Genomic DNA, 14097 nt, shown 5'->3' on the forward strand with positions numbered 1-14097 from the left:
GCAGCCTGAAAGGTTGCCATCATATCAAACTGACGCGAGATGGAGCCAAGGCGTGCGCGGTTACTCCGGGCGCCCGTTCAGATAATCCACCAGGGCGCGTCCTGCGGATGAGATATGTTGCTCGAGTACCCGGCTGGCGCCTTCCACGTCGCCCCGCTGCAATGCCTCCAGAATGGCATAGTGCTCGCGCTGGCTGGTGTGCTGATAGTCGAGGCTGCGGGACTGGTAGCCGATGTAACGCTCACATTGCTGTTGCAGTTGCGCGACGGTGGCGAACAGGGTTTGCCGCTCGGCGGCACTGTACAGGCAGGCGTGAAACTCCCGGTTGAGCGCGCCGATTTCCGCCGCTGCAAGACCCGGGGTGTGATCCATGCGCTCGAGAATATCCCGCGCCCGCCCCAGTATTTCGCTATTAAGCCGTTCCGCGGCGAATGTCAGCAACAGGGGTTCCAGGCGCATGCGCATCAGGTAGAGGTCTTCCGCTTCCCGGGCATCGAACTGCGGTACCGCAATGCCCCGCTTGCCGTGTGCGCACAGCCAGCCTTCGCTTTTCAGGCGTTGCAGGGCATCGCGCACCGGGATCCGGCTGACGTTGTAGCACTCGGCGAGATCTGTCTGCTTCAGCACGGTGCCGGGCGCAAAGCGGCCTTGCTGCAAATCGTGCTTAATTTGCTGATACAGGCTCACTTACTGTCTCCCACCGGGCTGCGGGCGCTGTTAAACAGCCAGTGACTGAGCATGCCACCCACCAGCCCCCAGAAGGCCGCGCCAATGCCGAAAAACTCGGCACCAGAAGCGGTGACAAGAAAGGTAATCAGGGCGGCTTCCCGGCTGTCCGGATCCCGGGTTGCCCCGTCGAGGCTGGCCCCGATGGTACCAATCAGCGCCAGCCCGGCGACGCTGGCCACCAGCGCCTCAGGGAAAGCACTGAACAGCGCCACCACGCTGGCGCCGAACAGTCCCACCAACAGATAAAACACGCCGGCAGCAATGCCGGCGGTATAGCGCCGTGCCGGATCCGGGTGCGATTCCGGGCCGGTGCAGATGGCTGCGGTAATGGCGGCCAGGTTGAAGGCAAAGCCGCCAAACGGGGCGAGTAGCAATGCGGTGATGCCGGTACCCGTGATGAGTGGTGAAACCGGCACCTTTGCATAGCCGCTGGCGCGCAGGGTGGCGACGCCGGGAATGTTCTGCGAGGTCATGGTGACAATAAACAGTGGCAGGCCGACTCCGAGCAGGGTGGCCGCATTGATTTCCGGAGTGACCCACGCCGGTCGGCTCAGCGCCCAGTGCATTTGCTCGATGTGCACTTGCCCCAGCAGTGCACTGACAGCAGCGCCGCTGATGAGTACCAGAATGATTGCGTAGCGGGGGAACCAGCGTCGCCCGGCCAGGTACATCAGCAGCATGGCGCCGACCAACGGTGGGCTAGCTTGCAGTGAAGTAAAGACGGACACGCCGAACTGTACCAGGATGCCCGCGAGCAGCGCGCTGGCGATCGGTGTTGGCACTTTTCCCATGACCCGCTCGAATGCACCGGAAAGCCCCAGCGCAATGGTCAGCAAAGCGGCGAACAGGAATGCGCCCACTGCCTCGGCCAGGCTCACGCCCGCAAGGCTGGTTACCAGCAGTGCCGCACCGGGGGTGGACCAGGCGGTAATGATGGGCGCGCGGTAATACCACGAGAACAGGATGCAGGTGATGCCCATACCCAGCCCGAGGGCGGCGATCCAGGACACCATGTGGGCTTCAGTGGCGCCGGCGGCGCGGGCTGCGGCAAAGACAATCGCCACAGAGCTGGCGATCCCCACCAGAACGGCGACGAAGCCGGCACTGATCGTAGACAGGCTGAAGTCGGCCCGGAGTGAGCGGCGCACTATGTATACCCTCCGCAAAAATGTATACATTTTATAGGCGGGTTGTCTGATTCGTGCAACTGCGGGCGCGGATGCAACACCAGAAACAAAAAAGCCCGCACATTTGTGCGGGCTTTTGCGGCCTTGGGCAGAGAGCCCCGGCAAGCGGGATTAGGCCAGGGTGGCGAAAACCTTGCGCGCTGCGGCGATGGTGGCATCGATGTCTTCGTCGCTGTGGGCCGCAGACATAAAGCCGGCTTCGTAAGACGCCGGTGCCAGGTAAACCCCTTCCTGCAGCATGCCGTGGAAGAAACGGTTGAAGCGCTCGGTGTCACAGGCCATGACCTGCTGGTAATTGCTTACCTGTTCGGCGTCGGTGAAAAAGAAGCCAAACATACTGCCGACTTTGTTCGCGGTCAGCGGAATACCCGCGTCCCTGGCCGCGGCCAGCACGCCCTCGACGAGACGATCGGTCTTGGCAGTCAGTTCATCGTAAAGGCCCGGTTCCTGAATCAGTTGCAGGGTTTCGAGACCCGCCACCATTGCCATCGGGTTACCGGACAGGGTGCCGGCCTGGTAGACCGGGCCCAGTGGTGCGATCTGTTCCATGATTTCGCGCTTGCCGCCAAAGGCGCCAACCGGCATGCCGCCACCAATCACTTTGCCGAGGGTGGTGATGTCGGCTTCGATGCCGTAATACCCCTGGGCGCCGGTGAGGCTGACGCGGAAGCCGGTCATCACCTCGTCGAGGATCAGCACTGCACCGTGCTGGGTGCAGACTTCGCGCAGGGTTTCCAGGAATCCGGGTACCGGGGGGATGCAGTTCATGTTGCCGGCCACCGGTTCGACGATGATGCAGGCAATCTGGTCACCAATTTCGTCGAAACACTTCCGCACACCTTCGGCGTCGTTGTAGGTGAGGGTGATGGTGTGGTCAGCCAGGGAGGCCGGTACCCCGGGGGAAGAGGGCACGCCCATGGTCAGGGCGCCGGAGCCCGCTTTCACCAGCAGGGAGTCGGAGTGGCCGTGATAGCAGCCCTCGAATTTCACGATCTTGTCGCGACCGGTGTAACCGCGGGCCAGGCGGATGGCGCTCATGGTGGCTTCGGTGCCGGAGTTTACAAACCGTACCAAGTCCATGTTCGGCCAGATCCGGCAGAGTGCTTCGGCCAGTTCGGTTTCCAGTTCTGTGGGGGCACCGAAGCTGAGTCCGGACTGTGCCTGTTCCACTACGGCGTCAATAACGTCGGGATGAGCGTGGCCCAGAACCATCGGGCCCCAGGACTGTACGTAGTCGATGTAGCGCTTCTCGTCCGCATCGTACAGGTAGGCGCCCTCAGCGCGCTCGATGAATACGGGGGTGCCGCCCACCGCGCGGAAAGCGCGCACCGGCGAGTTGACGCCACCGGGGATGTATTGCTGGGCTTCGGCAAAGAGAGTTTCGGACTTGCTCATAGAAATTCGGAAACCGGATTGGATGAATTGGGGGTGAGGAAGGGTAAAAAACTGGGCGTATTATCTTCGCCTGCGCCGGTCGCCGCAAACGGGTGTTGGGCAAGATATCCGTATGGCCTGAGATCAGTCTTTATTGGCCCAGAAAAACCGGTTGGGCACAGGGCGCCCCATGCCGAGGCGGCGGCTGTCGGCGATCGCGCTCCAGGTGAATTGCTGGCTGCGGTTGACGGCTTCCAGGATCGTGAGCCCGTGCGCAATATGACAGGCGATGGCGGTGGTCAGGATACCACAGACCCCATAGGCCGCGGGCGGCAGCCGCTTCCACAGGAACTGGCGCACCAGGCCACGGGCATCGTACAGGCGATTTTCCAGTTCGCAGCTGGTGACGGGCACGCCGGTAAGCAGCAGGTAGCGGCAGCCGGTTTCCAGCAGTTCCTGGGCCTGGGCGTCGTGTACATCCGCTTCTCCGGCCATGGCGCGCGCCTCGCGGCGGTTGGGCGCGACCAGGGTTGCCAGTGGCAGCAGCATATTGCACATGGAGGTCCACAGTGGCGGCGCGAGCAGGCTCTCCTTGTCGGCGAGGGTGGCGTCTGGATCGATGATCAGGGGGATGTCGGGGTAATCCCGCAGTACGCTGTGGAGGGCGTGGACATTCTCGACGGAACCGAGATAGCCGATCTTGATCGCGGCGACCGGCATGTCCTCAAGCACGGCGCGTGCCTGCTCGACCAGCAGGCTGTCGTCCACCGGTGCGACACCGGTCAGCTCACGGGTGTCGCCCACGGTAATCGCGGTGACAACCGATGCGCAGTGACAACCCAGGCTGGCGGCAGTCTCGGTGTCTGCAGATATCCCGGCACTGCCACTGGGGTCGTGATGGGAAATGCTCAGAACGATGGGTTGGCGTGTATCCATAGGCGTGCCTGGAAGGGCGCGGTTCCCGGTTGTCGATCGTTTTATTCTAGTCCCGAATTGCGGGGCGACCGGTAACATACGGCGCCCCTTTGGTCGCGGGGCTTAGAATGGCTTCACGACCGCGAGAATAACGATAGCGATCAGCACCAGTACCGGCAGCTCGTTGAAGACCCGGAAAAAACGGCCACTTTTGGTAATGGTGCCTTTGGCGAACTTTTTCACGTAGGCGCCACAGATATGGTGGTAGCCGATCAGCAGCACTACGAAGGCGAGCTTGGCGTGCATCCAGCCGGCAGTTTCGTAATAGCGCGGGTTGTAGCTGAACATCCATAGGCCAAACACAATGGTGGCAATCATGGCGGGGATCGCGATGCCGCGGTAAAGGCGGCGCTCCATAATGCAGAAGCGATCCTTGCTCAGGGCGTCGGTGGCGTCCACGTGATAGACGAACAGGCGCGGCAGGTAAAACAGTGCGGCGAACCAGCAAACCATGGAGATGAGGTGGAAAGCTTTGACCCAGAGCATACGACGTCCTTCTTCAGGGGTTATTGTCGATAATAACGTTCTATGTGTTGGGGCAAGATAATACCCGCCACATCGCTGTCCAGTACACCCGGATTGCCCTGATCGTAGTCGCGACCAATGTACAGCGCACCGGCGCCGGAGCTCTCCAGCAGCTGCTGGGCCTCAAGTAAGGTCGCGCGCCAGCTGAGCGGGGCCAGTTCGAGGCGCTCGCCGGGCAGGCGCAGCAGGTCTATTTTTTCCTCTTCCCGCGGCTTCTTGTCTTTCATTCCCACAGTGACTTCGCCTTCTTCCGCCGCTGCGTCGTCCCGTGGTCGTTGCAGGAAGCTGGCAAGGTCTGCGGTGCGCAGCATCTGGGGATGCTCCTCACCACCCACGAGCAGCCACTGCGGTTGTTGCTCGATGAGGCGCTCGGCCTGTGCCACCTCGAGCTTTTGCGGCGCGACTGCAATGGCCTTTTCCATGACGCTGGCAACGCCCACCCGACTCAACATCTGGGCGCGCCAGCTGGGGGTACCGCTTTTGCCCAGCGCGCGCAGGGATTCCTGATAAATACCCTCTGTGGAAAACAGCTGGCGGCTGGTCAGGGTCGCCACAACGATGGTCATCATGGCCGGAAACAGGACGTTGGGGTTGTAGGTCAGCTCCAGAATGGCCAGCAGCGCTGCCAGGGGCGCGTTGAGGAGAGCGCCCATCATGGCGGCCATGCCGACCATGGCGTAAAGACCGGGACTGACACTGCTGATACCGAGCCAATAGTTGGCGATATGCCCGGCGCCGCCTCCGATACAGGCACCGAGAATAAGGCTGGGGCCAATGACGCCGCCGGGAATCCCGAGTCCGGTGGCCACCGCTGTGGCGAGCAGTTTTGCAACCACAATGCTGACGAGTGCGGCCAGGCTCAGGTGCCCGAGCATCGCCAGTTCCAGAGTGTCATAGCCCGCGCCCATGATCTCCGGTACATACACCGCGAGCGCACCGGTGACCAGGCCGACGACCGCGAAGCGCAGCAGGGGGGATCGCTTCTGCTGCAGGGGGGCGAGGTGGCGCTGGCTGACAATAAATACAGAGGCCAGGGCGCCGATAACCAGTGCGCTGACAAACAGGATGGGCAGCTCTGCCAGCGATTCCATTTGAATGGCCGGCACGCTGAATGCAGCCTGATGACCGAACGCCAGGCGCGTAGCCGCGCTGCCGCTTACGGCGGCAATGATGACGGGCAGGAAGCCGGCCACGGTGTATTCCATCATCACCACTTCCATGGCGAAGATCACCCCGGCCAGCGGTGTATTGAAGGATGCGGCGATGGCCGCGGCGACCCCACAGCCGAGCATGGTGCGCCCGGAGTTGTAGGGCAGGCGCAGACGCTGGGCGATCCAGCTGCCGCTGGCCGCGCCGAGATGCACCGCCGGTCCCTCACGGCCAATGGACTGGCCGCTCACCAGGGCAAGGCTTCCGGAGAAAAACTGCAGCACGGCATTTCTGCTTGGCATCCGGCCCTGGTGGTTGTGCAGCCGGTCGAGGACATGCACGACACCGGTCGGGCGACCGGAGGGACTGACCCACTGGAACAGCAACCCCAGGATAAGGGCGCCGCCAACGGGCAGCATAAACCGCCACTCGGGTGTCAGTGACTCAAAGTCTTCCAGGCGCGGGAGGTAAAGGATCGTCGGGCCTTCACTGAGCTGGCGAAACGCAATTACGACCAGCCCCGCACAGATTCCGATCAGCAGTGCCAGGAATACGAGGAGTGGCAGGGCCTGCTGTGCGGAAAGCTGCAGCTGCAGGCGATCCAGCAGACGGCCCGGGGTACGGTTAAACAGGTTCTTGGAAATGGCTCTGAATCGCGGGGAGCGCGGCACACTATGTCCTTGTTATCTGGTGGCTTGTGGTAGAGTGCTCGGCTCAGTATACAGGGCTCACCCGCCGGTTTGGCGCAGGTGTGTCCAGGATGGCCCCAAGGGCCGTGAACCGCGAAATGGATTGGATAGCGAGGACTAAGCGTGAGTGTGATCAAGGCAGCAATCGTAGGTGGAACCGGATACACCGGTGTCGAGCTGTTGCGCCTGCTGGCCGGGCATTCGCAGGTGGAGGTTGCCGCGATCACATCGCGCGCTGAGGCGGGTACGCCGGTATCCGAACTCTTCCCCAGCCTGCGCGGTCACTATGATCTGAAATTCAGCGTTCCGGATGTGGCGCAGCTGGCCGAGTGCGATGTGGTGTTTTTTGCCACGCCCCACGGTGTTGCGCAGGCGCAGGTGCCGGAACTGATCCGTCGCGGTGTGCGGGTCATCGATCTCTCTGCGGATTTCCGTATCAAGGATATCCCCACCTGGGAGAAGTGGTATGCACAGGCACACGCCTGTCCGGAACTGGCCGGGGAAGCGGTGTACGGTTTACCGGAAGTCAATCGGGAACAGATTGCCGGTGCGCAATTACTGGCATGCCCGGGGTGCTATCCGACAGCGATCCAGCTGGGATTCATTCCGCTGCTGGAAGCCGGGGTGATTGATCCCGCCAGTCTCGTCGCCAACGCCGCCAGTGGTGCCAGTGGTGCCGGGCGCCAGGGTAAGACCGATCTCCTGTTTGCCGAGAACAATGACAGCTTCCGCGCCTATGCGGCGGGCGGGCATCGCCATTTGCCGGAAATCGAGCAGGGCCTGAACCTGGTGAATGGTGGTGGCAGCGATGTGCGGATGACATTCGTTCCCCACCTGCTGCCGATGGTGCGTGGTATTCACGCAACGCTGTATTCGACGCTGAAATCCGATGTGAGCCAGGACGCTTTGCAGCAGCTGTTTGAGCAGCGCTATGCGAATGAGCCCTTTGTGGATGTGATGCCGGCCGGCAGCCACCCTCAGACGCGCAGCGTGCGCGGCACCAACATGTGCCGGATTGCCGTGTTGCGGCCACAGGGGCGCGACACGGTGGTGGTTCTCTCGGTCATTGATAACCTGGCCAAGGGGGCCTCGGCACAGGCCATTCAGAACATGAACATCATGTTCGGTCTAAATGAGAACCAAGGGCTGGAGAGCCCTGCCTTGCTGCCTTAGAATCGGGCTGGCTTGGGAACAACAAAATAGACGACAGCAGGGTCATGGCGCGCAAAGTTAAAGGCAGTAAGCAATATCGGATGAAGGTGGTTCCACACCGCCCGTTTTTCGGCGTCTTCTCGGTGCTGGGGGTGAGTCTGTTGGTGCTTTCAACCACGGCTGGCGCCTATTTCGCCGGACAGTACCAGCTGCGCAAGGGGCTGGATCAGAAAACCCGCCAGCACGAACAGGCGGAAAAGCAGCTGGAGGCACTGCGGGATGAAATTGAGACCCTGCGTGTGCGCGCTGCGTCGGCCGAGCAGTCCGTCACAATCAGCGAGCAGGCCAGTGAATCCGTGCGTGCGGAGCTTATCGCCAAAGACAACAAGATTGCCGAGCTGAAGCAGGAGATATCCTTCTACCGGGGCATCATGGCACCGGACGAAGGCAGCGATGGAGTGTCTATTGGTCGCTTCAGTATTTCCGAAGCCGGAACACCTGGTCGCTACCAGTACAAGCTTTTGGTGCAGCAGTCTGCGGCGCGCCACCAGGTAGTGACCGGTGCCGTGCGATTTACCATTTTCGGTCAGCTGAACGGTGCAGTGCAGCGTTACGCGCTGTCGGATCTGTCGTCGCAGGTGGAAAGTGAGTCGATTCCACTGCGATTCAAGTATTTTCAGAACATAGAGGGTGAGTTGCAGTTGCCGGAGGGCTTTGAGCCCGAGGGCGTGGAGCTGTCGCTCAAGTCCAGTAAGAGCAAGGGGTTCAGTATCGACCAGCGCTATGGCTGGCTGGTGCAGAAAAGCTAAGTATTTCGGCCTCGCTTGGCCCCGCTCAATTCATGAGGTTTTGGTTGAATTATGTTGAAGAAAAAAGAGAAAACTATGGCTAACACCGGTGGCAACAACACGACCCTTATTGCGCGTCATACCGAAGTAACTGGCGATCTGCACTTCCGTGGCAACCTGGTTATCGAAGGCAAGGTCAATGGCAATGTCTGTGCCCATAGCGACAGCGATGCGCGCTTGCAGATCGTTGATGGCGGTGTGATCGAGGGCGAAATCCGCGTACCGAATGTGGTGGTAAACGGCAATGTCAAAGGCGATGTGCACGCGACTGGTCACCTCGAGCTGGCCTCCAAGGCAATCGTCGAGGGCAACGTACACTACAAGCTCATCGAGATGGTCAAGGGCGCCCAGGTCAACGGCTCTCTGGTTTCCAATGTTGAAATCGACTCCGCCAGTGAGCCGCGTATGCTCGGTTTTTCTGCGGAAGCGTCTGCGGACGCCGAGTAACACGTCTGCCTGAACCCGGCTGGTGAAGCCTGGTAATCGGGACAATACTTGACCTGTTTGCTGGGTTTTACCCATAATGCGCGGATTCGCCCACACTGCGGCTGTCGCACAGTGTCCGGGGTGTCCATCGTGGCGCTTCGATGGGTAATCCCGGGCGGGTTCATGTTAGGTATCGAGAGTCATTATGTCAGAAGCTGTTTCCTTTTCTCCCGACCCGCTTCAGGTTACTGAGAAGGCTGTTGCCAAGGTGAAAGGGCTGCTGGAAGAGGAAGGCAACCCGGATCTGAAGTTGCGGGTTTTCGTGACTGGCGGCGGCTGCTCCGGTTTCCAGTACGGCTTTACCTTTGACGAGTTGGTCGCAGAAGACGATGCGATCATTGAAAAAGAAGGTATTCAGGTCTTGGTCGACGCCATGAGCTACCCCTATCTCGTAGGGGCGAGTGTCGATTATGAAGAGGGGCTATCCGGCTCCCGCTTTGTGGTGCAAAACCCCAATGCGTCCTCCACCTGTGGATGTGGTTCCTCTTTTTCCATCTGACCTTCCGGGCCTGGCGTCCTGTCAGGCCTGATCCGCTTTTCCCTGCTGCCTCCAATTTGTGTTCAATCGTCGCTGCACTGGCCTTTGGTGCGCAGTGGGCTTCGGCATGTTCCGTTCAGGCCCAGTTTCAGGCCGGGTATATGGCGCCGAGAATCGTAGATTTTTCGGCACCGGTTACCTCCGGGCAATTGCCGGGCAGGCCGAGCAGGGTCTGGCGTGCGAGCCAGGCAAAGCCTGCGCCCTCCACCCAGTCGGCATCCAGCCCGTATTGATCTGTTGGGGCCACAGACCAGGTGGGCAGGCGCCGTTGCAACCGATTCATCAGGTCTTTGTTGCGCGCGCCCCCACCACACACGAGCAATTCCCCTCCGGCGGAAAACTCATGGACGCCGTTGGCAATGCTCGCCGCAGTGACTTCGGCGAGGGTTGCCTGCACATCGGCCGGCGCGACTTCGAGGCCGGAACATGCCCGCTCCAGCCAGCTGGGATTGAAGGCCTCCCGACCGGTGCTTTTCGGCGGTGGCGCAGCGAAAAACTGGTCGGACAGTAAACGGTTGAGTAGCTCCGGGTGCGGGCTGCCGCTGGCCGCCCAGGCACCATCGGCGTCATACGGTTTGTCGAGGTGAAGCTTTACCCAGTAGTCCAGCAGAGCGTTGCCGGGCCCTGTGTCATAGCCGCGAACTCCGCCGTCTGCGGCCAATTCGGTGATGTTTGCCATACCGCCAATATTGACTACCGCGCGATCCTGGTTAGTGCGGAAAACGGCGTTATGGAAGGCCGGCATTAGCGGGGCCCCCTGTCCGCCCAGGGCCATATCCCTGCGGCGGAAATCGGCCACCGTGGTGATACCGGTCAAGGCGGCGATCGTGTTGGGATCACCGATTTGCAAGGTAAATGGTGTAGATACCGTACCGGGTGGGCGATGGCGCACGGTCTGGCCGTGGCTGCCGATGGCGCGGACTTCACTGGGGGCGACATTGGCCTCCCTGAGTACGGCCAGGGTTGCTTCCGCGAAATGACTGCCCAGCTGCCGATCCAGCTGCCCACTGCGATCCAGCTCAGAAGGGCCGGGGGCACACAGGGCCAGGATGGCGTCACGGGTTTCCGCCGTAATCGGGTGACCTATGGCGGCAACGGTGCGCAGTGCGGGCGACGAGGATGCAGATTCCTGCGAGGAAAACTCAACCAGCACCGCGTCGATACAGTCGACGCTGGTGCCGGACATTAGGCCAACATAAAGCTCTGTCATTCAGTTTACAGTTTCGGCCTGGTCGTTGTTCTGAGCCAGCGCAGGCTGTTCGAAGCGTTCCAGCTGCGCCAGTACCGGTTGGGTCTGGGCGAGGAAGCGATCCATCTCTGAAGCGGGGATGGCCTTGGCCTTCGGCAGTTTACGCACGATGGTGGCGGGGTTGCGGTGGTGCCCGTCTACCAGGAACTCATAGTGCAGGTGGGGGCCGGTGGCATACCCGGTGGATCCGACCGTGCCGATGGCCTGGCGCTGTTTTACCCGTTGTCCCGTCGATACCAGGCGCTTGTGCAGGTGCAGGTAGCGGGTCAAATAGCGTTCACCGTGCTGGACGAAGACGTAATTACCGTTGGCTTTGCTGTAGCCGGCCTTTACCACCTTGCCGTCACCTGCGGAGTAGACTGGGGTACCGCGCGGTGCGGCATAGTCGGTGCCATTATGCGGGCGACGCGTCTTGAAGATCGGGTGCAGTCGACGGGGGTTGAAGTGTGAGCTGATGCGGCCGATATCCACCGGTGTGCGGATAAATGCCTTGCGCATGCTTTTGCCGTCCGGTGTGTAGAAGTTCGTATCGCCGTTGGTATCGGTGTAGCGAACCGCACTGAAGGTCTTCCCCTGGTTGGTGAATGTCACCGCCTGAATCGGACCATTGCCGATTTTCTCACCGTCGAGAAACTCCTCATGGAAAATGACGCTGAATTTGTCGCCTTTGCGGATATCCAGCGCGAAGTCGATATCGGAGCCGAATACGTCGGCCATTTCCATAATCAGGTTGTTGCTGAGGCCGGCCTTGCTGCCTGCCACAAACAGGGAGCTGTCGATCTCGCCTTGGCGGAAGGCAGTGTAGCTGTCCGGTTCCCGCTGGTGGAGGGCGTACTTGTATTCATTGGAGCTGTCGCGGCTGAACTCAACCTTGCTGAGGCGATCGCGGTGCAGTTCCAGGCTCTGCAGGTTGCCGTCTTGATCGACCTGAAAGGTCAGTTCTTCTCCCGGCGTCAGTTTTGCGAGCTGCTTGGCTTCCTTCCCGCTACCCAGTAGCTGGTACATCTCGGCGTTGCTCACACCTGCGCGCTGAAAAATATCGGAGAGGGTATCCCCATTGCGCACTTCTTCCTGAATGGTTCGCAGGCCAGTGGCGGCAATGGGCTCCTGCGGCACGCTTTCAGCGGCGACCGCGGGTTCCATTACCGCTGATTCTGGCAGGCTGAGTGATACCTGGAGACTGGTGCGCTTGGCTTCCACCTCCGGGGGAGATATGAATAGTGTCAGCGCCAGCGCAAAGCTGGCAGCGCCGGCGGCCAGCGCGTGAGTGCGTGGAAAGTGCCTGCCCAGGGCGCCCAGCAGGCGCGGGTTGTTGCGTTCTTCTTGCATGGTCTTAACAGGTAGTGCTGACAGAAACAGAAATAGTTACGGGGTTCGGGCAGCTTGTGTGCCTAAAAAACGAACACCAAGGCGACTTTATAACAAAATTCCCGCCGTGGTTCACGAGGTAATTGACCTGTCTGTCCATGATTCGGTTCCTTGCTCCGTTGCGATTCGGTGCTTAAGCCGCCCCGGCGCGCTGGCGATCCCTAGCGCCGGTGAATGCTTGTATTTACTGCAGGATTCGGTACATTTGCAGCCCGATTTTTCACCGCCCGCCCGCTGGTCGGGCGGTTTCTTTAAGCACATCTGAATTTACCGCAAGGGGATACAATGGCCGGAGTGGATGCGACACTGCTGGAAGATCTCACGCGCCGCGGGCTGGTCAATCAGGCCACCGGTGACGGCGAACTGGAACAGCACCTGGCAGGCGAGAGTCGCACCCTCTATTGCGGCTTCGATCCCACTGCAGATTCCCTTCACATAGGCAGTCTAGTCCCGCTGCTGACACTCAAGAGGTTTCAGGCGGCAGGGCATAAACCAATTGCATTAGTTGGCGGCGCAACCGGCCTGATTGGCGACCCTTCCTTCAAGGCTCAGGAGCGTTCACTCAATACCCCTGACGTGGTTTCCGGGTGGGTGGAGAAGATCAAGCAGCAGGTCAGTGCCTTTGTGGACTTTGAGGCGGGTGAAAAAAGTGCCCTGGTAGTTAACAACCTGGACTGGACCAAAGACCTGAATGTGCTCGATTTCCTGCGCGACGTTGGCAAGCACTTCTCCGTCAACAATATGGTCAACAAGGAATCTGTAAAGCAGCGGATTCAGCGCGAGGGGGGGGGCATTTCCTTTACCGAGTTCGCCTATATCCTCCTGCAGTCCATGGACTTCTCCGAGCTCTACAAGCGCCATAACTGCACTTTGCAGATTGGTGGGTCTGACCAGTGGGGCAATATCACCGGTGGAGTGGATCTCACTCGCCGCCAGCACCGTGGCAAGGTCTTCGGCCTGACGCTGCCGTTGGTCACCAAGGCCGATGGCACCAAGTTCGGCAAAACCGAGAGCGGCACTATCTGGCTGGATCCGGCGCGTACCTCACCTTACGCCTTTTACCAGTTCTGGCTGAATACCGCGGATGCGGACGTATACAAGTTCCTGCGCTACTTCACCTTCCTCAGTGTCGACGAGATTGAGCAAATTGAAGCAGCCGATCAGGAGCGCGCGGGCAAGCCTGAAGGGCAGGCCATTCTGGCGCGGGAAGTCACCCGTCTGGTGCATGGCGATGCCGGTCTCGCTGCCGCTGAGCGAATTTCGCAGGCCATGTTCTCTGGCGATATTGGTGAGCTTTCCAGCGAGGATCTGGAGCAGTTGCGTCTCGACGGGCTGCCAAGCTCCGAGTTGCCGGCTGATTTTGGTGATCAGAGCCTGATCCAGCTGCTGGTCGACGCGGGTATGGCGCCGTCTGGCAAGCCGGTGAAGGATGCGCTTGGCCGCAATGCGGTTCTGGTTAATGGGGAGGCTGTCGGTATGGATAGCAATGCTGATCCCGCTGCCGTCTTTTCTGCAGAGCGCGCACTGCACGGGCGCTTCTATATCGCCCGCCTGGGCAAGAAAAAGTACCACCTTTTCTACCGTGCGAATTGATCTCATTAAGTAGGAAATCGGCGCAAAAAATCTTTTTTACAGTTTTGTCATAAAAGTGCTTGCGCCGTCATAGTGAGGACCGTATAGTTCGCGCCCTCGCTGCTGCAGAGACAGCGCGAGAGGCAGGAAAGGTTGTTGATTTTCAAAGGGTTTTCCCTGAGAAAGAAAGTCAAAAAACAGCTTGCCAAGCGATAAGAGCTCGATATAATGCGCGCCCTTATCGAGATCGCCGGAA

At 60.2% G+C, this 14097-nt stretch carries 14 protein-coding genes; 5 read left to right on the plus strand and 9 right to left on the minus strand.

The window, feature by feature from the left end; all coding sequences use genetic code 11:
• Positions 1 to 60: 60 nt before the first annotated feature.
• From ACNKU7_RS13800 to ACNKU7_RS13825, 6 genes are all read right to left on the minus strand, one after another.
• Positions 61 to 687, minus strand: a complete 627-nt coding sequence (locus ACNKU7_RS13800) for a GntR family transcriptional regulator (protein ID WP_418297571.1) — start codon at positions 685 to 687, stop codon at positions 61 to 63.
• Positions 684 to 1877, minus strand: a complete 1194-nt coding sequence (locus ACNKU7_RS13805; protein ID WP_418297572.1) for a benzoate/H(+) symporter BenE family transporter — start codon at positions 1875 to 1877, stop codon at positions 684 to 686. Before ACNKU7_RS13805 ends, ACNKU7_RS13800 begins: the two co-directional genes overlap by 4 nt.
• A gap of 150 nt (positions 1878 to 2027) precedes the next feature.
• A complete protein-coding gene (hemL, locus tag ACNKU7_RS13810; protein ID WP_418297573.1) occupies positions 2028 to 3311 on the minus strand; it encodes a glutamate-1-semialdehyde 2,1-aminomutase in 1284 nt (427 codons plus the stop codon).
• A 123-nt stretch (positions 3312 to 3434) separates the two neighbouring features.
• Positions 3435 to 4226, minus strand: a complete 792-nt coding sequence (thiD, locus tag ACNKU7_RS13815; RefSeq protein ID WP_418297574.1) for a bifunctional hydroxymethylpyrimidine kinase/phosphomethylpyrimidine kinase — start codon at positions 4224 to 4226, stop codon at positions 3435 to 3437.
• 102 nt (positions 4227 to 4328) lie between these two features.
• Positions 4329 to 4751: a protoporphyrinogen oxidase HemJ gene (gene hemJ / locus ACNKU7_RS13820; RefSeq protein WP_418297575.1), complete on the minus strand. Its 423-nt coding sequence runs from the start codon at positions 4749 to 4751 to the stop codon at positions 4329 to 4331.
• A 20-nt stretch (positions 4752 to 4771) separates the two neighbouring features.
• Positions 4772 to 6610, minus strand: coding sequence for a chloride channel protein (locus ACNKU7_RS13825; protein WP_418297576.1), 1839 nt, complete (start codon positions 6608 to 6610; stop codon positions 4772 to 4774).
• A 147-nt stretch (positions 6611 to 6757) separates the two neighbouring features.
• Between ACNKU7_RS13825 and argC the strand changes: the two genes are divergently transcribed.
• The 4 genes from argC (at position 6758) to erpA (ending at position 9613) form a co-directional block, all read left to right on the plus strand.
• A complete protein-coding gene (gene argC / locus ACNKU7_RS13830; RefSeq protein WP_418297586.1) occupies positions 6758 to 7801 on the plus strand; it encodes an N-acetyl-gamma-glutamyl-phosphate reductase in 1044 nt (347 codons plus the stop codon).
• Positions 7802 to 7845: 44 nt separating this feature from the next.
• Positions 7846 to 8589, plus strand: coding sequence for a DUF6776 family protein (locus ACNKU7_RS13835; RefSeq protein WP_418297577.1), 744 nt, complete (start codon positions 7846 to 7848; stop codon positions 8587 to 8589).
• 75 nt (positions 8590 to 8664) lie between these two features.
• Entirely contained in the window at positions 8665 to 9075 is a 411-nt protein-coding gene (locus ACNKU7_RS13840; protein WP_418297578.1) for a bactofilin family protein, read from the plus strand.
• 184 nt (positions 9076 to 9259) lie between these two features.
• Positions 9260 to 9613, plus strand: a complete 354-nt coding sequence (erpA, locus tag ACNKU7_RS13845) for an iron-sulfur cluster insertion protein ErpA (RefSeq protein WP_226665087.1) — start codon at positions 9260 to 9262, stop codon at positions 9611 to 9613.
• Between the two features lie 127 nt (positions 9614 to 9740).
• Here erpA and ACNKU7_RS13850 read toward each other — a convergent pair whose 3' ends face one another.
• Positions 9741 to 10862, minus strand: a complete 1122-nt coding sequence (locus ACNKU7_RS13850; protein WP_418297579.1) for an anhydro-N-acetylmuramic acid kinase — start codon at positions 10860 to 10862, stop codon at positions 9741 to 9743.
• Positions 10863 to 12230, minus strand: a complete 1368-nt coding sequence (locus tag ACNKU7_RS13855) for a peptidoglycan DD-metalloendopeptidase family protein (protein WP_418297580.1) — start codon at positions 12228 to 12230, stop codon at positions 10863 to 10865.
• Positions 12231 to 12554: 324 nt separating this feature from the next.
• Here ACNKU7_RS13855 and tyrS point away from each other — a divergent pair, with 324 nt between their 5' ends.
• A complete protein-coding gene (tyrS, locus tag ACNKU7_RS13860; RefSeq protein ID WP_418297581.1) occupies positions 12555 to 13862 on the plus strand; it encodes a tyrosine--tRNA ligase in 1308 nt (435 codons plus the stop codon).
• Positions 13863 to 13898: 36 nt separating this feature from the next.
• Here tyrS and ACNKU7_RS13865 read toward each other — a convergent pair.
• The coding region (locus tag ACNKU7_RS13865; protein ID WP_418297582.1) for a hypothetical protein at positions 13899 to 14097 on the minus strand (199 nt) is incomplete at its 5' end.

This window comes from Microbulbifer weihaiensis, from assembly GCF_048323715.1.
Taxonomy (GTDB): domain Bacteria; phylum Pseudomonadota; class Gammaproteobacteria; order Pseudomonadales; family Cellvibrionaceae; genus Microbulbifer.